This is a genomic window from Gordonia sp. i37 (assembly GCF_002043085.1).
GTDB classification, from domain to species: domain Bacteria; phylum Actinomycetota; class Actinomycetes; order Mycobacteriales; family Mycobacteriaceae; genus Gordonia; species Gordonia polyisoprenivorans.
This window is the reverse complement of sequence record NZ_MVPX01000456.1, coordinates 1-22,300: the sequence shown is the minus strand read 5'-3', so window position 1 is coordinate 22,300 and position 22,300 is coordinate 1. Positions and strand designations below refer to the sequence as shown.

12 protein-coding genes are annotated in these 22,300 nt (G+C 69.2%); 4 read left to right on the top strand and 8 right to left on the bottom strand.

The window, feature by feature from the left end; translation table 11 throughout:
* Window positions 1-561 (bottom strand): AMP-binding protein (locus B1964_RS22415; protein ID WP_139765833.1); only part of this gene is annotated, 561 nt, incomplete at its 3' end.
* Between the two features lie 249 nt (window positions 562-810).
* On the opposite strand from B1964_RS22415, the gene B1964_RS22410 reads away from it, so the two are divergent.
* The 3 genes from B1964_RS22410 to B1964_RS22400 are packed head-to-tail and all read left to right on the top strand — an operon-like array spanning window position 811 to window position 2,441.
* A complete protein-coding gene (locus B1964_RS22410) occupies window positions 811-1,785 on the top strand; it encodes an alpha/beta hydrolase (protein WP_172398926.1) in 975 nt (324 codons plus the stop codon).
* On the top strand, window positions 1,682-2,140 hold the full coding sequence (locus tag B1964_RS22405; RefSeq protein WP_366664296.1) for a DUF202 domain-containing protein: 459 nt from the start codon (window positions 1,682-1,684) through the stop codon (window positions 2,138-2,140). Before B1964_RS22410 ends, B1964_RS22405 begins: the two co-directional genes overlap by 104 nt.
* A 58-nt stretch (window positions 2,141-2,198) precedes the next feature.
* Window positions 2,199-2,441 (top strand): hypothetical protein, encoded by a 243-nt coding sequence (locus B1964_RS22400; RefSeq protein ID WP_079931335.1) that lies wholly within the window; start codon window positions 2,199-2,201, stop codon window positions 2,439-2,441.
* Window positions 2,442-2,595: 154 nt separating this feature from the next.
* Here the strand turns inward: B1964_RS22400 and B1964_RS30525 are convergent, their stop codons facing one another.
* The 4 genes from B1964_RS30525 to B1964_RS22380 form a co-directional block, all read right to left on the bottom strand.
* Window positions 2,596-2,778 (bottom strand): hypothetical protein, encoded by a 183-nt coding sequence (locus B1964_RS30525; protein ID WP_172398925.1) that lies wholly within the window; start codon window positions 2,776-2,778, stop codon window positions 2,596-2,598.
* A 5-nt stretch (window positions 2,779-2,783) separates the two neighbouring features.
* On the bottom strand, window positions 2,784-4,694 hold the full coding sequence (locus tag B1964_RS22390; protein WP_079931333.1) for an ABC transporter ATP-binding protein: 1,911 nt from the start codon (window positions 4,692-4,694) through the stop codon (window positions 2,784-2,786).
* Between the two features lie 140 nt (window positions 4,695-4,834).
* Window positions 4,835-5,857, bottom strand: coding sequence for an iron-siderophore ABC transporter substrate-binding protein (locus B1964_RS22385; protein ID WP_079931332.1), 1,023 nt, complete (start codon window positions 5,855-5,857; stop codon window positions 4,835-4,837).
* A gap of 28 nt (window positions 5,858-5,885) precedes the next feature.
* Window positions 5,886-6,827: a methionyl-tRNA formyltransferase gene (locus tag B1964_RS22380; protein WP_079931331.1), complete on the bottom strand. Its 942-nt coding sequence runs from the start codon at window positions 6,825-6,827 to the stop codon at window positions 5,886-5,888.
* Window positions 6,828-6,882: 55 nt separating this feature from the next.
* Between B1964_RS22380 and B1964_RS22375 the strand changes: the two genes are divergently transcribed.
* Window positions 6,883-8,121, top strand: a complete 1,239-nt coding sequence (locus B1964_RS22375; protein WP_079931330.1) for an alpha/beta hydrolase-fold protein — start codon at window positions 6,883-6,885, stop codon at window positions 8,119-8,121.
* 35 nt (window positions 8,122-8,156) lie between these two features.
* Here the strand turns inward: B1964_RS22375 and B1964_RS22370 are convergent, their stop codons facing one another.
* From B1964_RS22370 to B1964_RS22360, 3 genes are all read right to left on the bottom strand, one after another.
* Window positions 8,157-19,598, bottom strand: coding sequence for a non-ribosomal peptide synthetase (locus tag B1964_RS22370; protein ID WP_079931329.1), 11,442 nt, complete (start codon window positions 19,596-19,598; stop codon window positions 8,157-8,159).
* Between the two features lie 156 nt (window positions 19,599-19,754).
* Complete coding sequence (locus tag B1964_RS22365) at window positions 19,755-21,104, bottom strand: SidA/IucD/PvdA family monooxygenase (protein WP_079931328.1); 1,350 nt, start codon at window positions 21,102-21,104, stop codon at window positions 19,755-19,757.
* Window positions 21,105-21,134: 30 nt separating this feature from the next.
* Window positions 21,135-22,300, bottom strand: a 1,166-nt coding sequence (locus B1964_RS22360; RefSeq protein ID WP_079931327.1) for an ABC transporter ATP-binding protein, incomplete at its 5' end; no start/stop codon positions are given.

The window sequence follows — 22,300 nt, the reverse complement described above, 5'->3', positions numbered from 1 at the left end:
CAGCCGCGCCTCGGCGTCGACGAAGGCCGCGGCGTTGCGATGGGTCACCGCAACACCTTTCGGGGTCCCGGTCGATCCGGAGGTGAAGATGATCCACGCGTCGTCGGCGGTGGTGGGACGAGCGGCGCCGGCATCACCGGGCGTGGCGTTGGACTCCTCGGGAGTCGACGTCGGGTGCACGCCGTCGGCGTCGATCAGCACGTCGATCCCGGCCTCGCCGAAGACGAGTTCGGCGCGCTCGTCGGGGTCGTCGGCATCGACGGGCACATACGCCGCACCGGCGTAGATCGCCGAGAGGATCGCGGTGTAGAGGTCCCGCGACCCCGACGACATCCGGATACCGACACGCCCGCCGCGCCGCACCCCGGCCGCCGCGAGACGGTCGGCGCCGCGGCGGATCACCGCGCGCAGTTGCGCGTAGCTGTACACCCGCTCACCGTCGTCGATCGCGGGCGCATCGGGGTAGCGGGCGGCGGTCTCGTCGAGAATGTCACAGAGTGTTCGCGGGTCGCTGGCCTGCGACGACAGCAAATACTGTGCTGGGATCTCCACACTCACCACCGTTGTCTAGACATGGAACGAGAAGAATATCGCGACTGGTCGACGAGTTGCGCCGGACACGGGTGAACGGAAGGTGTCGATCGTCTCCGTTATCCCGCCCGCGGTGACCCTGCACGCAAAGGCTGCCGAACAACCGGAATGAACTCTGATCTCGGTGTAGGTTCGCTTACACCAGAGGTTGGAGCTGACCCGTCCACACCGGTCATGCCCCATCGGACCCGCCCGACGCCGGCACAGGAGGTATTCGGTATGCCGATCGTCCAACACCGCAAGGCCAGCGCGCTCTCGTATCCGATCTGGGTGGGTAGCCGACTGTTCCTGAAACCGTTGCTGTCGCTGTGGCCGCTCAACCGGGAGGGTATGGCCGGACTCTTCCTCATCGACCGCATGTTCGCCGTCGGGCCCAAACCGCACAACGTCGTCCGGGAGCAGATTCGCCTCGGTGACCGACCGGCCGAGGTGATCCTGCCCACCGGCCCCTCACGCCGGGACTCCGACACCGCGATCCTCTATCTGCACGGCGGCGCCTTCGTCGTCGGCGGGGTGGGGACGCACCGGTCGATTGCGGCGCGACTCTCGCGCGCCTGCGAGGTGCCGGTGTTCTCCCTCGTCTACCGGCAGCTGCCCGCGGCCGGGGTCGGTACCTCGGTCAGCGACGCGATGTCGGCCTACCGGGAGTTGCTGACCGAACGCGGATACCGACGCGTCGTCGTCGCCGGCGATTCGGCGGGTGGATTCCTGGCCGCCAAGGTCGTCGAAGGGGCTGCCGCACAAGGACTCCCGACACCGGCAGCGCTCATCGGGTTCTCACCGCTGTTGGATCTCGACCTGGCCGACAATCCCGACCGCAGCAGCCGTTCCGATGCCTACATCCCGTTGTCCCAGCTGGTCAAGCTCGCGCCGCACTTCTTGCGCGGCCCGGTCGCCTTCACCGGGGTGCGCCGCATCGCCGACCTCGAGCTGGAGGACTTTCCCCCGACCATCATGATCACCGCGGAGAACGAACTGCTCGAACCCGATGTCATCGACCTCGTCGAGAACCTCGACGAGGCCGGGGTCCGGGCGGAGGCGCACAGCTATTCGTGGCAGATTCACGCGTTCCCGGTCTTCGGTTCGCACCATCGGGAGACACTGGAGGCCATCGAGGTGTCGGCCGAGTTCGCCGGCCGCGCGATCCGAGAGGCGAAGAGCGCTGACGACCGAGAGAACAAGTGGGCCGGATGACGGGCGGGACCAGCCCGGGAGGGTAGCCGGCGCGCCGGATGCGCGGTTCACGCTGGCGGCTGAACGCACGCTGCTCGCGTGGGTTCGGACGTCGCTGGGATTCCTGGCCGGTGGTGTCGCGATCGTCTACGTGGCTCCCGACATCACCGATCGCACACTGGAGACGACCCTCGGCCTGGTGATGGTGGCGCTCGGGTGTGCGATCGCCGTCATGGGCGGTTGGCGGTGGCGCCGGACCGATCGTGCACTGCGTGAGGGTGGCCCGATGCCGGGGTCCTCGCATCTGCTGGTGGTGGTCGCTGCCATAGTGGTGATTGCGGTGGCGATCGCGTTGACGATCGTCATCGGGCACTGAATTTTTCTCGAGCCACTGAGTACTTCCCGAGCCACAGACCAGGAGGGTCGGCGTCACCATGACCGATCACCAGTTCCAGAGCGCCGCGCAGACCTTTTCGCGGGGCATGGTGACCATCGGGGCGATCATCGTGATGGTCTGCGTCGGCTTCCTCACTTACATCTGGTGGCGCGACGGCCGGTGGCTGTGGGTCACCCTCGGCATCGTCCTGATCGTGGTGAACATCGCGATGCTCGTGATGACCTACCGCAAGGCTCGGCTCACCCCGCCCGCACAGCCCGCGGACGACGAGGACGACTGACCCCTCCCGCGGGATCGCCGCGACCGTGCCATACGAATACAGATTCCACCAAGTTGGCCGAAAAACCCTGATTTTGGGGGTCGAGGGTCCGCTCATGTGGAATCTGTATTCGTACGTGGCGCGCTCGCTCAGCGATCGTCGTGCGTCGGCGCCGTCAGGCCGACCGCCCGCCGACGATGTGCTGGCCCCGGTTCACACCGGCCGGGGAGTCGCTGTGCCACAGGACGCCGACCGCCTCGCGCATGAGGTCGTCGCGCAGGCTCGTCCTACCGCCGACACTGATCGCGCGGCGCACCACCGGCCGCGCACCCGAGAGCTGAACCCGCGGAACCGCCAAACGCCCTACGCCCCGGCCGCGCAGCACGCCTCGTCGTCGTCGGCCGCGAACTGGGTGCGATAGAGCTGTGCGTACCGACCGCCTCGTGCGAGAAGCGTGGGGTGGTCACCGCGTTCGACGATCCGGCCGTCCTCGATGACGGCGATCTGATCGGCGGCGCGGATCGTCGAGAGGCGATGCGCGATGACGATGGAGGTGCGTCCGGCCAGGGCCTCGCCGAGGGCTTCGGAGACCGCGGCCTCCGACGTCGAATCCAGATGCGCGGTGGCCTCGTCGAGAATCACCACCGACGGTTTCGCCAGGAGCAGCCGCGCGATCGTCAACCGCTGCCGCTCACCGCCGGAGAGCCGGTAGCCGCGTTCGCCGACGACGGTGTCGAGTCCCTCGGGCAGCGACGCGATCAATTCGTCGAGACGCGCCCGGCGCAGTGCCTCCCAGATCTCGTCGTCGGATGCGTCCGGCTGTGCCAGAACCAGATTGGCGCGAACGGTGTCGTGGAACAGGTGACCGTCCTGGGTGACCAATCCGACGGTGCGATGCACGGTGGTGGCGGTCAGGTCACGCAGATCCACGCCGTTGAGCTCGATAACACCGTCATCGACGTCGTAGAGGCGGGTGGCCAGCGATGCGATGGTCGACTTGCCCGCGCCGGAGCTGCCGACGAGGGCGAGCATGCCGCCTGCGGGGACGTCGAGGTCGATGTGGTGCAGCACCGTCTGGCCGCCCCGATTATCCAGTTGCGCAACCTCTTCCAGGGAGGCCAGCGACACCTTGTCGGCCGACGGGTAGGCGAACGACACGTCACGGAAGCGCACCGACACCCCGGCGTCGGAGCGGGGGACGTCGACGGCGTCGGGCTTGTCGACGATCAGTGGTCGCAGGTCGAGCACCTCGAAGACCCGCTCGAAACTGACCAGCGCACTCATGATCTCGACGCGGGCGTTGGCCAGCGCGGTCAGCGGCGCGTACATGCGGGTGAGCAGCAGGGCCAGGGAGACGACGGCCCCGGCCGACAGGTGCTGGTGCACGGCCAGCCAGCCCCCGAGCCCGTAGACCAACGCCAGTGCCAGTGCGGAGACCAAGGTCAGCGCCGTCATGAACACGGTCTGCAGCATCGCACGCCGAACCCCGATGTCGCGCACACGATCCGCGCGGTCGGCGAACTCCGCCGACTCCTGCTCCGGGCGTCCGAACAGTTTGACCAGCGTCGCTCCCGGAGCGGAGAACCGTTCGGTCATCTGGGTCGACATCCGGGCGTTGTGTTCGGCGGCCTCGCGCGACAACGCCGCCATCCGCTTGCCGAGGCGGCGGGCCGGAATGACGAAGACCGGCAACAGGATCAACGCCAGCACCGTGATCTGCCAACTGATCGCGATCATCACGCCGAGCGTCAGCACCAGCGTCACCAGATTCGACACCACCCCCGAGAGCGTGTCACTGAACGCGCGTTGGGCGCCGATGACGTCGTTGTTGAGCCTGCTCACCAGGGCGCCGGTGCGGGTACGGGTGAAGAACGCGACGGGCATGCGCTGGACGTGGTCGAAGACCGCGCGCCGCAGATCCAGGATCAGACCCTCGCCGATGTTGGCCGAGAGCCACCGCGTCACCACCGACGCGGCCGCCTCGGCCACCGCGATCACGGCGATCAGGCCGGCGAAGCCCGCGATGGCCGCGGCGGCGCCGGAATCCTGTGCGGTGATCAGGTTGACCACGTGCCCGGCCAGCAGTGGTGTCACCACCGTCAGCACGGCGGTGAAGATCGACAACACCAGGAAGGCGACGATCCGGCGGGCATGCGGGCGGGCGAAGCCGCCGATCCGGCGCAGTGTGCCGCGCCGATCGGGGCTGCGGGGCGTGCCGTCGGGGGAGGTCATCGATTTGTACATGACGTCCCACGCGACCGATTCCATGCTCATGGCAGCCAGGTTAGAACTTCAAGTGAACTTGATGTCCAGAACCGAGGCAGAACGACTGGTCCGGAGTACGAGAAGGGCCCGTACCGAGACCTCGGGGAGAGGTGACGGTACGGGCCCTCGTCGAGGGGAGGCCGTGAGCGCTAGCCGGCGGCCTGCGCCAGCGGCGTCCCGATGTTGTCGACGACGTAGCCGAGGCTGAGCACGGTCTGCCAACCGAACGCCTTCTCGAGTTCGCCCTCGAGGTAGACGCTGTGGTTGTCCTTGACCGCGGGCAGGTTCGCCAGCGCGCTCTGGTCCAGGATCGTCTGCTTGCCCTTGGGTGCGTAGGACAGCTGATCCCACACGATCACGTCGGTGTCGAGCTTGCGGGCTTCCTCCAGCGACAGCGTCGCGTAGAACTTGTCGCCGGCGGCCTGATCGACCTGCGTGTTCGGGGCGAAGCCGAGAGCGGTGAAGAACTGCGTCCGGGGATCGGCCGCGGAGAACGCCGACAGTGCGCTGCCGTCGTAGGTGGCGACGCTGACGGTCTTGCCCTTCCAGTTCGGGTGGGCGGCCCCGAGATCGGTGATCTTCTTCTTCACGCCTGCGACGAGTTCGGCGGCCTTCTTGGGTTGTCCGACAGCGGCACCGATCTCCTCGGTGGTCACGTCCCACGGCTGCTCGTAGTCGGCGTAGTCGGCCTTCTGGGCGATCACCGGGGCGATCTTGGACAACGCGTCATAGGTGTCCTTGTCGATACCGGAGTAGACGGCGACGATCAGATCCGGTTTCATCGCGGCGATGGCTTCCGGATCGATCTCCTCGGCGTTGTAGATCTCCGGCTTCTGGCCCTTGAGTAGATCGGTGGCCCACGCGCCGACCGCCGCGCCCTTGGTGGTGGTCATGCCGTCCCAGTTGCGCACCGTCACCGGCACCACGCCGAGCGCCAGCAACGCATCCTGGTCGGTGTAGCCCAGCGACACCACGCGTTTGGGTACCGCGGTGACCTCGGTGGAACCGAACTTGTGGGTGATGGTCGCCGGCAGTGCACCCTGCTCGGCCGCCGGCGCCGCGCTCGACGACGAGTCGTCGGAATCCGAGCCGCAGGCCGTGAGGAGCGCCGCCACCAGGGCGACGAGCGCCATCAGGACAGCGCCACCACGTATCTTGTTGAACGTCACCATATCTCCTGTGTTCTCTCGGCGAAGCCGATCAGATTTCGTCCACATAACCGGCACGCGTGCCGAAGTACTCGGTGGCCGGTACCTCCCGGCCGTCGTCGAGCCGCAGACGATCGAGGACGATCGCCGGGGCTGGCCGATTGGGGGCGTCGGAGCCGCACACCACCGCGATGCCGCCTTCACACTCGACGGTGACGCGTCCGGGGGTGCCGCCGAAGCGGCCCCGCGACACATGCGCGCGGATCACCCGCAGCCGCTCACCGCGGAATCGGAAGTGCGCGTTCGGGTACGGGTCGGACTGGGCGCGCACCAACAGCTCGATGTCGGCGGCGCTCGCGGTGAAGTCGATCCGGGACTCGCGGTCGGAGCGCTTGTGGAAATAGGTGGCGCGAGCCGGGTCCTGGTGGTGATCGGTGAGGGTGCCGTCGGCGAGGGCCGACAGCGTCGAGAGCACCAGGGGTTCGATCAACTCGGTGGTGGCCGCCACGAGTTCGGTGGTGGTGGCCGTCGGTCCCACCGGGATCGACTGCTGCGCCACGATCGGGCCGCCGTCGAGTGTCTCGTCCATGCGGTGGACAGTCACCCCGACGCGGCTCTCCCGATTGAGCAGGGCCCAGAGGACCGGCGAGAATCCCGCGTACTCGGGCAGCAGGGAGTCGTGGACGTTGAGGGTGCCGTGGGTGGGTAGATCGAAGACGCTCTTGGGCAACCAGGTCCGCCAGTTGTTGGCCAGGATCACGTCGGGCTTGGCTCGGTGCACCGCGTCGATCAGGGCGTCGTCGGCTCGCTGCGCGACGTGGACCGGAACCCCATGGGCCTGCGCGAGATCCTCGACGGAGTCGCTGAACATCTGCTCGTAGGGGTGGGAGCTGGTGGGATGGGTGACGGCCAGGACGACGTCGTGCCCCGATTTCAGGGCCGCGGTGAGGGTCCGGTGCCCCCAGGTCTGATAACCGAAGGTCACTACGCGCACCCAGGTAGGTTAGTGGAGCCTTAGCTTATGAGTCAATTCGACCGAAAGTGCCGAAATGCCCATTTCTGCTGACCTGCTCGCACCGCACGCCGACGTTGTCTTCGATCTCGTGGACGAGCGCAGATCGCCGTGCTGGCCGCGGTATCGCGTCCTGCCCGACGGCAGCGCCGAGGCCTTGCTGATCACCGACCTCGACGCGCGTGGCGCCACCGTCGTCCGCGAGGACGGCGGTCCGCCGGTCGGGTTCGTGCCGATCGCGGCCGACGACCTCGCGGCACTGGTGGGCGACGCACCGCTGCCGCTGCCTGCCTCACCCGGCGTCGCCCGCGTCGAGATGGCCTTTCCGGCAACCAGTTATCGCATCGCACCCGGTGACGATGCACCCGGCGCCGATCCGTTCAACGCCGACAGCCCGGGTGGGCTGGTGTCGCTGCTCACCCATCCGCACGCGCCGCGGTCGGGGCTCGACGGGTTGGACCTGTGGCGACCGGACTCGGCCGATTGGGTCGAGGAGGCCGCGGAAAGATCTCGCCCGCAGCGCATTCGACTCGATCGTGGTGTCCTCGGCCGTCGCGCGACGATGCACCTGAGCGCTCCGCGTCGGGCCGCCGCCGACGGCATCGTCCCGGTGGTGCTGCTGCTCGACGGGGATGACTGGCTGCACCTGTATCCGCTGTCGTCCGCGCTCGCTGCCGCGGCCGCCGGATCGGCCGAGTGGGTGTCGGTGCTCGACTCGGTGGCATTGGCCTACCTGCCCGCACCCCTTGACCGGTCGGCGCGGGAGGACGAACTGACCTCGGCTGCAATGGCATCCGCGGTGGCCACGTCGGTGCTGGCCGCCGTGGACGCCGATCTCCTCGGGCGCGGGTTGCATCGCGGGTACACCGTCCTGGCCGCGCAGAGCCTCGGCGGGGTGGCCGCGGTGCGTGCCGCGGTTGTTGCCGCGGGCGCGGGCTCGGCGGTACGTGGTATCGATGCCGTTGTCGCACAGTCACCCTCGTTCTGGTGGCCGGCGCCGGCGATGGGCGGGCCGCTCGACGGGCCCCACGGTGGTGCGGTCCTGGAGGAACTCGGCGGTGACACGCTCGACCTCTCGTCGCCGGCCCTCTCGTTCCGGTTCACCGTCGGCAGTGGCGAGCCCGCCATGCACCGGCACGTCGATGCGGTGCGCACCGCACTCACCGACCGCGGTGCCCGGGCGACCATGCGCGTCATCGACGGCGGCCACGATCATGCCGTGTGGCGGCTCGCGCTGGTCCGTGACCTCTGCGACGAGCTCAGCACACGGCACTGACCCTGCTGTGACCACCTAGCCTCAATCGTTGTGTCTCAACCGAATTCGGCGGCCATCGCCGAGACGGTCCGAAGCTCGTAGACCTCCCGTACCGAGACCGGCCGCCCGAACTCGCCCCGCAGCAGCGCGGCCAGACGAACCGCTGACATCGAATGGCCGCCGACCGCGAAGAAGTCGACGTCGGAGTCGACATCGTCGCAGTCGAGGGCCTCGGCCATCAGCTCGGCGACGAGTTCCTCCTGCGGCCCGGCCAGCGGGCGGCCGCCGGACTCGACGAGGTCTCCCGCGCCGAGCTTGGCATGGTCGATCTTGCCGTTGAGTGTCAACGGAATCCGTTCCTGCACCGAGAATCGGGTGGGCACCAGGTAGTCGGGCAGCGCGTCACGCAAGCCGTCGCGCACCAGGGTCGTCAGGTGAGCCGGATCGTCGGTGTCGGCCACCAGATGACAGCACAACACCCCGTCACGGGCGATGGTCACCGCATCGCGGACATGGTCGGCGAACCGCTCGAGCACCACCGCCGACACCTCGGCGGGATCGACCCGATGGCCGCGGATCTTCACCTGGTCGTCGGTGCGACCGAGATAGTCGATCAGGCCGTCGCTGTTACGCCGCACCAGGTCTCCGGTCCGATACATGCGCTCACCCGCGGCGCCGGCCGGGCACGCCACCATCGTCGCGGCGGTCCGGGCCGCGAGATGGAGGTAGCCGCGAGCCAATCCCACACCGGTGACATACAACTCGCCGGCCACCCCGTCGGGCACCGGACGCAGCCACTTGTCGAGGATCATCACCTCGGTGTTGTCCACCGGCCGTCCGATGGACGGCGTGGCCGACTCGTCGGTACCCACGCCAAGGGTGTTGATCGTGTATTCGGTGGGCCCGTACAGGTTGTAGCCGCGGGTACCCGCGGTGGCTCGCAGCCGCGCCCACAGGGTGGCCGACACCGCCTCACCGCCGAGCAGGATGAGCGGCGGAATGTGTGCCTGCGCCGCGAGAAGTCCCTCGGCCACGAGTTGATCGGCCTGTCCGGGCGTGACGTTGAGGACGTCGATCCGGTGCTCGGCGACGTAGGCGACGAGCCCGGTGGCGTCGCGGCGCAGTTCCTCGTCGCAGATGTGCACCTCGTGACCCTCCGCGAGCCACAGGAGCTCCTCCCACGACATGTCGAAGGCGAACGAGATGGCATGGGCCACGCGGAATCTCCGGCCCGCCGACTGCACCGCCGGGGCAAAGATCCGCCGCCGGTGATTGGCCAGCATGTTGGCCAGGCCTGCATGTCCGATGACGACGCCCTTCGGGGTGCCGGTACTCCCGGAGGTGTAGATCACGTACGCGTCGCCTTCGGGATGGGCGCGCGAGACGGCCAGTGCCGGGGCCGCGGGATCGTCGGTGACCGGCATCAGCCGGTCGGCGGGAACCACCGCCGACATGCGATGGCTCGATTCGTCGGAGACCAGGACCACATCGGGAGCACAGTCGTCGCAGATCGCGCGCAGCCGGTCGTCGGGGTGCTCGAGGTCCAGTGGCGTGTATCGCGCGCCGGACCACAGCACCCCGAGGATGGCGACGACCACCTCGGCGGAGCGGGGAACGGCGATCGCGACGGTCGAGCCGGGCGCGACCGACGCCTCCGCGAGCCGGCCGGCCAGCCGCATGACCCGATCGGCAAGCTCCCCAAGGCTCCACTGCACCGCGCCGCACACCAGTGCCACCGACTCCGGTTCGCGGCGCACGGCCCCGGCGAACTCGTCCATCACGGTCGACGACCACGGCTCGTTCGCGGCCGCCACCGCAGCCGGATTCGGGCCTGACACAGCAGGATCGGATGCCACCGGCAGGGCGGCCAACGGAGTATCCGGCGCCTGCGCGGTGCGCGAGAGTGCCCGCAGCACGGTCATGGCGTGGTCGGCCAGCCGCGTCGCCGTGGTCTCGTCGACCAGCTCGGCGCGATATTCGACCTTCAGCGTCATCTCGTCGCCGGGGGTGAACACCCACGTCAGCGCGAAGTGGGTGGAGTCCTCGGCCTCCTCGGTGAGAATCCCGTGCCGGTCCCGGGTCTCGCGGGCCGCCTCCGGGTCGAGGAAGTTCTGGATCACCACCAGCGAATCGAAGAGGGCGGTGACCCCCAGCTCTCGATGGATCTCACCGAGATCGGCCCCGTCATGCGGCATCGCCGCGGCACGATCGTCGGAGATGCGGCGCAACATCTCCCGGATCGGACGCCACGCGTCGACCTGGACACGGACCGGCACGGTGTTGAGGAGTACGCCCACGACCTCGTCGATGCCGGGCACCTCCAGCAGGTCGCGCCCCGACACCGACAGCCCGAACATCACGTCGGACTCACCGGTCGCTCGGTGCAGGGTCAACGCCATGGCGACGGTGGCCAACGCCGTCAACGTCACCCCGTGCGCGCGACCCGCCGCGAGGAGATCGGCGGTCTCGGTGGCGTCGAGGAAGCGGATGATCTTGCGCGGCAACACCTCGGCCGCTACCGGGGCCGGTGCGCCGACCTCCGCGGTCCGGCCCACCAGTGTCGGCGCGGCCATTCCGCCGAGAGCCGAACGCCAGAATGCGATGTCCTGCCGGTCATCTCGGGCGTCGAGCAGTGTGGCCACCTCGGCGAAGCCGGGCCGTGCCGGCCGCGGGGTACGCACCGCGGACTGTTCGCGATCACGCAACCGGTCGAGGAACTCGGTGAGGAAACGCGCCCTCGACCACCCGTCGAGCAGTGCGAGGTGATAGGTGAACAACACCGTGTCACCGTGACCGGCGCGCCGGACGATGGTTGCACGGGCGGCGGGCGAGCGGTCGAGCGGAATCGCCTGTGCGCGATCACGTTCCCGCAGGGCATGCTCGTCGGACGAGGTGCTGTCGGTGTGGACGACCTCGACCGGCAACAGCACGCGCTCGTCACGCCCGGGCAGGTACTGGGTGGGTGATGCCGCACTCAGATCGAATCGCGCGCCCATCGCCGGGTGCACGACGACGGCGTCGGCGAAGGCCTCGGCGAGCTGATCCGGATCGATCTCCCGGTCGAAGGTCAACGCGGTCTGCGCGTGATAGGACCCCGACGGCGCGACCTGCGACTGGAACAGCAGGCCCCGCTGCAACACCGTCGGCGGCACCGGCACCGGGCCACGATCGGCCGTCCGGTCGATCTCGGCGGCCAGCGCGCCGACGCTGCTCCGCACCGCGTCGGTGATCGCTTCGGCGGTGATCTCCTGGCCGACGATGTCCGAGATCGACTCGGCCACGGCGAATTGCACCACCAGGCGCGGTGATGACCCACTGACCCAGACGTCGGCCTCGACGGCGTACGGGGTGCGCGGCGGGGCGGACGGTGGTGGGGTGGGCAACATCTCACGGCTCTCGCCGCGACCCAGATAATTCACCAGGATCTGTGCTCCGCCCTCGGCGAGCAGTCGGGACGTCCGCGCGTGGATGTGGCGTAAGGCCATGTAGCCCAGCGGGTCCGGCTGATCGGCGAGAGCCGCGGCCAGTTCGCGGGAGGTCACCGCGGCGTCGGTACGGGCCGTCACCCGCACCGGTGCGATCTGGGTGAACCATCCGACGGTGCGACCGCAGTCCAGCGCCACGTCGCCGCCGCGCACCGGCTCACCCGGATCGGGGCGACCGTGCCCTTCGATGTCGACGAGCAGGGTGGGTTCGGTGCCGAGCAGACGTGCGACCGACGCGAGCATGAGGGCGACGATCACCTCGGTGACCGCCGCACCGAGCGCGGACGCGGCCTCGTCGATGACGACAGCCACCTCCGGTCCGTCGACCTCGACGGTGTGGGTGGTGATCCGGTGTGCGTCGAATACCGTTGCCGCGACCAGTGGCTCGGTGGTGTGCAGGTCTCGCCAATGCTCGAGATCCGATGCGATGACGGGGCTGTAGGCCGCGCGCATCACCTGCTGCGCATACGTGGCATACGAACTCGGCTCCGCAGCCGGACGCCCGCCACGCAGGGCCTGCTCGAGGTCGTCGACGATGACCATCCACGACACGCTGTCGACCACCGCATGGTGGGCCAGCAGCACCACGCACTGTCCGGCGTCGAGGAGGGCAGCGGCGATCGGTCGGCCGTCGGCGATGCTGATGTCGTCGATCAGTTCACGCACCGCATCGGCCGGGTCGGCCGACGCCGACTCCCGCACCGGCGGCGTCGCCGGACCGGAGTCCGGCATCGAGATCGACAGCGCCGCATCGGCCTCGGTGCCGGTGATCACGGCGCCGAGCATCGGGTGTGCGTCGACGGCGGCGGTGAGAGCGGTGCGGATCTGATCGGCGGTGACGCCCTGCGGCGTCCGGACCAGCCGTGCCTGCACCAGGTCATCGGGGAATCCCCACTCGTGCTGGCGGAGCAGGATGGGCGTCGGCACGGGTGCGACGCCGGTTCCGGAATCCGCTGCCGCACTGCTCAAGACGGGCACCGCATCGGTACCGAGGCGTTCGGCGATCCGCGCCGGGGTACGGCCGAGGAACACATCGCGCGGGGTCACCTTGACGCCGCTCGCGGTGAGCCGGTTGGCCACCCGGATCGCCACGATCGAGTCGCCGCCGAGCATGAAGAAATCGTCATTGCCGCCGACCGCGTCGAGGTCGAGGGCTTCGGCGATCACCGACGCCACGGCGGTGACCCGCGTGTCCGGGACGTGGGGGTCTCCGCTGTCCGGTGCTGCCATCTCGGGGATCGCGGCGACGGGGATCGCGACGAGTAGTTCCCGCAGCCGCTCGTCATCGCGTTTGCCGTTGACGGTGCGCGGCAGGGCATCCACCACGAGCACCTCGTCGGGCACCATGTGCGCCGGAAGAGACTCCCGAGCCGCGCGCCGCGCGCGGGCCGCGTGATCCTCGCCGGAGCCTGGTGCGCCGTCGGCGACGATTGCCGCACGTAGGCGCGGACCGTCGGCGGTGTCGACGGCCAGCACGGCGGCCTCGGTGGCGACCCCGGAACGGCGTAACGCGGCCTCCACCTCGCCCGTCTCGATCCGGAAGCCGCGTACCTGTACCTGCCGATCGGCCCGGCCGATGTAGTCCATCCCGCCGTCGGGCCGTACCCGCACCACATCACCGGAGCAGTACAGGCGGTCGCCACCGGCTCGCAAGTGGTTGGTACGGAAGGGGTTTGCGACGAATCGGGTGGCGGTCAGGTCCGGTCGCCGGTGATACCCCGCCGACACCTGCGGTCCGGAGACGTACAGGATGCCGGTCTCGCCCACCGCCACCGGACGGAGCTGCTCGTCGAGCACGTGAGTCACCAGACCGTCGAGCGGACGGCCGATGGGGCTGCCCGTGTCCTCGCGTATCCCGTCGGTGAGGGTCAGCGCGGTGACGTGCACCGTCGTTTCGGTGATCCCGTACATGTTGATCGCCACCGCACCGGGGTGTCGGTCCAGCCACCGGCCGGTCAGCGCCGGTTCGAGACGTTCGCCGCCGAAGATCAGGTACCGCAGGTCCGGAAGTGTCACGCCGGTCGCGTCGAGCGCGGCGAAGGCAGTCGGTGTCTGATTGAGCACGGTGATCCGCGCGTCGCGCAGGGCGCGGGCGAGATCGGCAGGGATGCGGGTCAGCGCGTGATCGACCACGACGGCCAGCGCGCCGGCGCGTAGCGGCGCCCACAGTTCCCACACCGAGAAGTCGAAGGCGAAGGAGTGTGCGATGCACCAGATGTCGTCCGGTCCGGTCACCACGTGGCTCTCGGCGTTTCGTAGCAGCGACACGACGTTGCGGTGGGTCACCACGACGCCCTTCGGGGTTCCGGTGGAGCCGGAGGTGTAGAGGAGGTACGCGGGGTCGTCGGGGCGGACGCGATGTGGTTGTGGGAGTGTGCCGTTGGGCTCGGCGGGCGTGTCACGCCCGTCGGGATCGGGGCACAGGACCGGGATGTGGTCGTCGGCGAGACGCTTCGCGAGCCCGGCGTGATCAGGGGAGGCGACGATCAGGGCGGGCCGGCAGTCGTCGACGATGAGGTCGAGGCGCTGCTGCGGCGAGTACGGATCGAGCGGGACATAGGTGACCCCGGCCAGTACCGCGGCGATGACGGCCTCGGCGAAGCGGCTCGATCGCTCGATCAGCAATGCCACGCGCGGTGGTGGGTCACCGGGCGTCGGGGCGGGTAAGGTGCGACGGATCTGCTCGGCGAGTGCTGTTGCAGTAGAGTCGATCTCGCCATAGGTGCGGGTGCTCTGCGCCGACTGGGCCCGCAGGTCGCCGAGCGCCGGACGGCTGCGGTGCGCACGGACCGCCGCGGTCCACACCTGCGCGAGCGTCGCATCGTCGTCATCGTCGAGGGAATCGAGAGCCGAACTCACCTCCGCGACGGTGCAGTCGGTCAGCAGCATCGTGGTCGCGGTGACGAGGTGCGCGGCGATGCGCTCGGCGCGAGCGCGGGGGATCACCGACTCGTCGTGGATCAGTCGCAGCGGTGCAGGGGCGTCCGGGGTGATCACCACCGTGAGCGGATAGTGCGGCGCGCCGTCGTTGACGATGTCGACGATCTCCAGGCCCGTTCCGCTGGTGTCGATCTGATCGCCACCGGTGCCGATCTCCACCACCACGAGGGTGTCGAACAGTTCTCCCGCCGATCGTCCGGCCGTGCGGGCGATGTCGATCAGGCCGATGTGCAGGCAGTCGCGGACCCGATCGTGGTGTGCGGCAAGCCCGTCGACGAGGTCGCGGGCGCGCCGGGTGGGCGCTGCCCCCGGCGCGCGGACGGGCACGGTGTTGATGAACATGCCGACGGCATCGTCGATCCCGTCCACCGGGGCGTCCCGGCCCGAGACGGTCGAGCCGAACACCACGTCGGTGCCGTCGTCGACACCGGTCATCCGGCGCAACGCCAATCCCCATGCGGCCTCCACGACATCGGGGAGGCGCAGCCCGGCCGCACGGGTCCGCGCCGCAAGCGTTGCGAGTTCCGGTGCGTCGAGCGACATCTCGGCCAGGGTGGTCGACGCCGTGGCGCCCGGCGCCACCACCACCGGATGGAGCCGACCGGCGAGTTCGTCGCGCCAGCGCGCCACGTCGGCGTCGTGGCGGCGGGCGGCAATCCAGCGTAGGTAACCGGCGAAACCGCGATCGAGGCGGTGTGCGGGCACCTCGGTGCGGTCCCGTGCGGCGGTATCCAGGTAGCCGGTATCCCGGTGGCCGGCATCCCGGTACGCGGCGAACAACTCGCGCAACGCGATCGGCACCGACCACCCGTCTGCGATCAGGTGGTGCACCGTCTGCACCACGACGTGGTCGTCGCCGTCGGGGATCACCGTGTAGCGCATCAGGGGTGCCGTCTCGGGATCGAAGCCGCGGTCGCGATCGGCGCGGGCGATCTCGTCGATGCTCACCTGTTCGGCGGTCCGGTCGAGCACGGTGAACTCGAGCCGGTCGGCGCAGTCGGTGTCGAGGAGCTGATACACCCGACCCGACCGTGTCGTCCGGAACGCCGCGGCCAGGGTGGGGTGGCGCCGCAACAACATCGCGGCCGCCGTCTGCAGCCGCTCGACGTCGAGGGTTCCGCGCAACGTCAGGATCTGTTGCTCCACATACATACTCGACTGTGCGCCGTCGAAGATGCTGTGGAAGTGCATGCCCTGCTGCAGCGGGGTCGGCGGCAGCACGTCGACGAGGCCGGGTCCGTCGATGGCGTCGAGTTCGTCCTGATCGAGGATCACCTCGCCGCCCGGGGTCAGGGCGAAGTCACCGGCCGAATGCGATGCCAGCGCGGCGATCCCGGCCACCGCGTGCAGGGCGCGCTCCCACAGGTCCAGGAGCCTGTCGATCCGGTCGTCACCGAACCGGCCGGCAGCCCAGGAGATCGTGGTGCGGAGCACGGCCCCGTCGGGGCCGGGTTCGGTGATGGCGTTGAACTCGAGTTCACGGGGGAGGCGTTGCCGCGGGTCGCGACGCTCACCGAGTTGGCCCGTCGGACCCAGCGGCGCGAAGTCTTTGGCCTCGGCGGCCCCGACCCGGCCCAGATAGTTGAACAGCACCTGCGGCGACCGGTCCGGCACCGCATCGGCGTGGTCGGTGTCTCCGTGGTCCGGGCCGAGATAACGGGTAATGCCGTAACCGATACCGCGGTGGGGCACCGCCGACAGCTGGTCCTTGACGGCCTTGAGTGCGCGGCTCACCTCGGCGGGGTCGTCGAGGTCGACGGCGCCGGGGTCGACGAGCACCGGATACAGCGTGGTGAACCAGCCGACGGTACGACTCAGATCGGCCTCGCCGCCGCCCGGGGTCGGGATGTGCCGGGTCTCGCGGCCGTGGCCCTCGAGTTCGACGACGCTGTGGGTGTGGGCGTGCGCCCCCTGGTGGTCCGCTCCCCGCTGTTCTGATCGGAACCGGGCCAAGGTCAGCGACAGTGCCGTCATCAACACCGCTTCGGCGCTGGTGGCGTATCCGGCGACGACCTCACCGAGCAGTGCCTCGGCCCCCGGCCCGCCGAACTCGTGCACCCGCGTCACCTCGTCTGCGACGCGGGCGGTCAGCTCCGTGGGGTCGTCGGCCAGCGGGGTGTCGGGGTGGGCGAGCACGTCGTCGAAGTAGGCGCGGTCGGCCTCGATGTCGGGCGCGGCCGCAATGAGTAGTTCGCTCCATCGCCGCAGTGAGGTGCCCTCGGCCTGCACCGGAGGGTCCACATCGGTTGTCGGAGAACCGGAATCGTCGAGTAACCCCTCGCGCCACGCCGCCATTGCGCGTGTGAGGTCGTCGGTGAGGATGTTCCAGGACACACCGTCGATCACCAGGTGGTGGATGACGACGAGAAGTCCGCGGGTGCCGTCGGCCGCCACGCGCAGACCGGCGGCCAGCACCACGCCGTGCGCCGGATCGAGCTGCCCGGTCAGCAGCTCGATGCTCTCGTCCGCTGTGCCCGAAGCCAATTCGGTCACGGGTACGACGTCGATCTCCTCGGCGCGCGGTATCCGCAGGTGCAGCCGTGGTCCAGTGACCACGGTCGCTGCGAGTGCCGGGTGCGCGCGGACGGTTGCGGTCAGGATCGACTGCGCGGCAGCTTGATCGAGATCGTCCGGGGCGCGGAGCTCGACGGCCTGCACGAATCCGTCGATGTGCTCGGCGATCTCGCCCGCCCACCGGATGATCGGCATCGCGTCGACGACGCCGTCCGGCCGGTCGTCGGGGTCGGGCTGGTGGCCGGCGCGGGTGACGCGCGCGGCCAGCGCACGTGGTGTGCGGGCGTCGAAGACATCGGACACCGTTGCGCTCCAGCCGTCTCGGCGCAGTGCGCCGAGGACCCCGATGGCGCGCAGTGAATCCCCGCCGACGTCGAAGAAGTCGGTGTCGGGACCGATCCGGTCGACACCGAGGGCTCCGGCGAGTGCCGCGGTCACCGCGGCGAGCGCCGGGGAGGCCTCCGCGCCGGGCTCGCCGACCGCGAGATCTGGCTGCGGGCCGAGCGCTTCGGAGAAGTCCGGATCGGGTAGCGCGCGCCGATCGAGCTTGCCGTTGACCGTCATCGGGAACGCGTCGAGCACCATCACCGTCGCGGGCACCATGTAGTCGGGCAGCACCGACCGCGACCATTCCCGGATGTCCGCCCCGCTCGGGTGGCGGCCCCGGTGGCAGACGACGTAGCCGATCAACCGGCCGTCCTGCAGTGTCACACAGGGCATCCGCACGTCGGGATGCTCGGCCAACCCGGCCTCGACGTCCTCGAGTTCGAGGCGCATCCCGCGGACCTTGACCTGGTTGTCGGCGCGGCCGAGAAATTCCAGTGATCCGTCGTCGAGGCGCCGCGCCAGATCGCCGGTGCGGTACATGCGCTCGCCCGGCCGTCCGAACGGGTCGGCCACGTAGCGAGCCGCGGTGAGATCGCCCTGGCCCACATACCCACGGCCGAGCAGGAACCCGGCCGCATACAGCTCGCCGGGCTCGCCGGCCACGCTGGGCCGCAGCTCGGCGTCAAGGACATACAACGCGGTGTTGGGGTTCGCCGACCCGATCGACGGCCCCATGCGGTCGTCGTCGCCGCCATAGATCACGTGGGAGACACCGATCGTCGCCTCGGCCGGACCGTATCCGTGGTACATCGGGATCTGCAGTTGTTCCCGGAAACGCCGGAACAGAGCCTGCGTCAACAGTTCCCCGCCACACCAGACGTGCCGCAAGGAGTCCAGCCGCGACCCGCCGTCGGCCAGCGCGAGCAGCACGTCGAGCATCGACGAGACCAGGTAGGCAAAGGTGACGTGCTCGCGGGCGATCAGATCGAGCAGATACTGTGGATCGCGTTCACCACCGGCGTGGGCGACCACCACCCGGCCACCGCTGATCAACGGCAGCAGGATCTCGTTGATGGAGATGTCGAAAGCCAACGGCGCCTTGAACAATGCGGCATCGGTCGGGCCGAACCCGAGGATCTCATCGCGTTGCCAGAGCAGTCGTTCGACGATGGCCTCACGCCGGATCATGGCGCCCTTGGGTTTTCCGGTCGATCCCGAGGTGAACACGACATAGGCGAGCCCGGCTCCGCGCATCGGTCGCGTGACGGGATCGACCTCCTGATCGGGTAGTTCTGCGTCGCAGTCGAATTCGATGATCGCCGGGTCATCCGCGCCGTCGTGGGGCGAGTCCGCGCCGCGACGGGTGACGAGCACCCGTACCTGCGCGCGCCCGATGACGTCGCGCCGGCGGGCATCGGGCCACTCGGGGTCGACCGGCACGAACGCACCACCGGTCATCAGCGCGGCCACGATGGCCACCACCATGTCGGCCCCACGATCCATCGCGATCCCGACGAGCGCCTCGTCACCGATACCGCGGTCCTCGAGTTCATCGGCCAGAGAGGCTGCGCGGAGCCATAGTTCGCGATACGACAATCGATGCCGGTCGTCGATCACGGCAAGCGCATCCGGTGTGGCCCGCACGTGGTCGGCGATCAGTTCCACCACATCCGGTCGCCGCCGCGGGGCATCGGTGTCATTCCAACGACGCTGGCGCCGCAGACGCTGCTCGGCGGTGTCGGGCCGGACGGAGTCCAGGCGACGATCGGGGTGGGTGACGAGATCGCCGACGAGGTCGGTGAGGTCGTCGGGTGAGACCGGCGCGTCGGTGCTCACGCCGAGCCCGTCGCCGTCGAGGCGGGTGCTGACCCGCACCGACCCCACCTCGGCGATGACGGCGGTGTCCTCGGACTTCTCCGTGCGGTTTCGCAGCGCAGCAACAGTATCCAGCCCGCCGGCCACGTCGACCAGGCCGACCTCTCCGGGGGAGCTCGATCCGAACAGTGGTGTCGTGCTGATCTCGGTGGTCGTGCGGCCACCGTCGACGACGCGCAGCGATACGGCCGGGGCCGGTGAACCGTCGACGGCGCTGCTGCGCGCGGCCCACCAGGCGGTGGCCAGTGCGATGGTGGCCGCGGTGGACCCCACTCCCACGTCACCGAGGCGCGAGCGCATTTCCTGTAGAGCTGTCGGGGCGATGGTGGTGAGGACATTCGAACCGAGCGAACTCATCGTCAACCTCTCTGTGACGCCGGCGGCATGCGAGTGACACGTTCATGCGCTGCCGGCTGATCGGCCCGTGGTGGTGACGGACACAGTGGTATCGGACCCTGTGGAATCGGACCCTGTGATGTCGGGGGTGATAGCGGGTCGGGGTGGTGGGGTGAGTCACATGCCCGAGTGGGAGCGATGCTGCCCGCCCCGTCCCGACGCCGCCAACTCCGATTCGGCCGGTTCCGGCTGGGCCAGTTCGGAGATGATGGCCGAGCGCAGTTCACCGGCCCGGATGGCGATGTTGGAGAGCAGGGTGGCCCCGAGGCCGTGGGTGCCCTGGGAGGCCCCCTGGACGAACAGTCCGGCGATGCGGGTGCCGTCGACCACCGCCTGATGGTCGCGGCCGACGACGCATGTGTCACCGATGGAACTGATGCCGTCGACGCCCGGTGAGGTGAATCCGGTGGCGCAGACGACGGCGTCGACGGTGACGGTGTCGTGGGTGCGATGGATACGGTCGTACAACTCGACCTGCACGCGCCCCTGATCGGTGACCGAAGCCGAGGTCACCGCGGTCGATCGGCGCAGGTGCAGTCTGCTCTGGCCGGTCACCGACTCGCGGTAGTGGTGATCGTGCAGGGTGGTGAGCAATTGCGGCTCCACACAGGAGTAATTGGTGTAGCGATGCCGGTTGAGCAGGTCGGCACGGACATCCTCGGATGCGGCGTAGAAATCGTCCACCGCGGAGGGGTCGAACACCTGGTTGGCGAACGGGCTGTCGTCGGCGGGGGCGAAGCCGTAGCCGTGGAAGGTGGAGGTGACGCCTGCGCCCCGGGTGTAGAGGTAGTCGATGGCCTCCGCGGCCGACTGCCCACCGCCGACGACCAGGAATTCCGATCCGGCGATGTCGGCCCGCAGGGCATCGAGATGATCAAGGAAGCGGTGGTTGTGGAAGACCCGGCCGCTCTCGGTGAGCTCGGGGCGATCGGCCCACTCCGGCAACCGTTCTCGCAGGCCGAGCGCGACGACGACGGTGCGCGAGAAGTATGTCTCGACCGACCCGTCGTCCAATGTCGTCACCACGCGAAAGCGTGCTCCCGCCGGGGCGTCGGCGTCGTGGGGATCGACCTGTTCGACCCCGATCACGTTGCGGCCGTAGCGGACATCGGCGGCGACGTGGTCGGCGACCCAGGACAGGTAGTCGGCGAATTCGACCCGTTCGGGGGTGAAGGTCTGCCGGTTGATGAAGCCGGTCAGCCTGTCCTTCTCCACCAGATAGTTGACGAAGGTGAATCGGCTGCGCGGATTGCGTTGGGTGACAAGGTCCTTGAGGAAGGAGATCTGCATGTTGGTCCCGGGTAGGAGCATGCCGGGGTGCCAGCCGAACGTGTGGCGACGTTCGAGGAACACCGTGTCGAGCGGTGGAGAGTTCTGGTCTGCGTCGTCGTATTCGCTCATGGCGATCGCGAGCCCGAGGTTTCCCGGGCCGAACCCCACGCCCACCACGTCGCGAGTTGTGGTCATCGGCTTCACTATCACACACCTCTGATTTGGTTAGCCTAGCCTTTGTTTGTCCTCCAAAGATACGACATTGTCGGCCAACCGGAGAAACGCGGGACTCGCGGCGAGGACGAGAGTGGTCTTTCCCCGCCGGCGTCGGCGGACCGTGTCGGCGGTGATTGCCGAGGTCACCGCGTCGACCGCGGAGGTCGGGTCCACCAGCACCAGGATGTCCGGATTCGCATGCAGCGCACGGGCCAGTGCCACCCGCTGGCGTTGTCCGCCGGAGAGGTTGCCCCCGCGGTCGGCGACCGGATGATCGAGGAGCGCGGCGGTGTCGTCGACCAACTCGTCGAGACCCAACTCGGTGAGGATGTCCGCCGGCTCCGAACCGGGCTCGTAGTGCGTCCCGTCGGGGTGGACGACCGCGCCCAGGCGCCCGCCGAAGATCGCCGGGTGCCGCGCATCGGCGAGCACCACCCGCCGGAGGCCGGCCGCGTCGAGATCACCGATCTCGGTGCCGCGCACCGAGATCGACGGTGCCTCGGGGGGCGCGTCGGGACCCGCGGCAAGAGCGGTGGCCACCCGTGCTGCTTGGTCGGTGGTGCAGTCGACCGCCACCAGGGCGCCTGCGGTCACGGCGATCTCGGTGGTGTCCACCTGCACGAGGAGGTCGGGATGCGTACTCCGGTGGACCGTGCCCGACGGCGCCGGGGTGGTCACCGGGGCACCGCCTTCGCCGGTGCGCCCGGATCCCAGCAGTACCACCCGGCGGGCCGAACCCCGTGCCAGCGCGGCGAATCGAGGCATCCGGCTGAGCTGGCCGAGGGGTTCGGCGATGAATTGGCTGAGTCCGACCACCGCGACCAGATCGCCGATGGAGATGTCACCGGAGAATGCGCGGACGCCGGCCAGCGTGCCGACCACGCCGACGAGAAGGGCTGCGGCACCGGCGGAGATACCCTCGTACACGCCGGAGATCCGGGCCAGGCGTTCGGCATGGCTGCGCGTGGTGGCCGACAGTGTGCGGTAGCGGTCGTATGCCGGGCCGCGTCCGGCGAAGCCGCTCAGCGGCCGCAGTCCGCGCAACAGATCCGCGACCGCGCCGGTCGCCCGGGCGATGAGCTCCTGCTGTTCCTCGGTACGGTGGGGGACCTTGCGCGACAACAGGTTCAGTGCGGCCAGCAACAACACCGTACTTACCAGGGCGACGCTGCCCA

Coding starts and splice junctions, on each gene's coding strand:
- B1964_RS22410 (WP_172398926.1), top strand. CDS start 811: ATGCCGATCGTCCAACACCGCAAGGCCAGCGCGCTCTCGTATCCGATC.
- B1964_RS22365 (WP_079931328.1), bottom strand. CDS start 21,104: ATGACCACAACTCGCGACGTGGTGGGCGTGGGGTTCGGCCCGGGAAAC.
- B1964_RS22390 (WP_079931333.1), bottom strand. CDS start 4,694: ATGAGCATGGAATCGGTCGCGTGGGACGTCATGTACAAATCGATGACC.
- B1964_RS22370 (WP_079931329.1), bottom strand. CDS start 19,598: ATGAGTTCGCTCGGTTCGAATGTCCTCACCACCATCGCCCCGACAGCT.
- B1964_RS22375 (WP_079931330.1), top strand. CDS start 6,883: ATGCCCATTTCTGCTGACCTGCTCGCACCGCACGCCGACGTTGTCTTC.
- B1964_RS22400 (WP_079931335.1), top strand. CDS start 2,199: ATGACCGATCACCAGTTCCAGAGCGCCGCGCAGACCTTTTCGCGGGGC.
- B1964_RS22385 (WP_079931332.1), bottom strand. CDS start 5,857: ATGGTGACGTTCAACAAGATACGTGGTGGCGCTGTCCTGATGGCGCTC.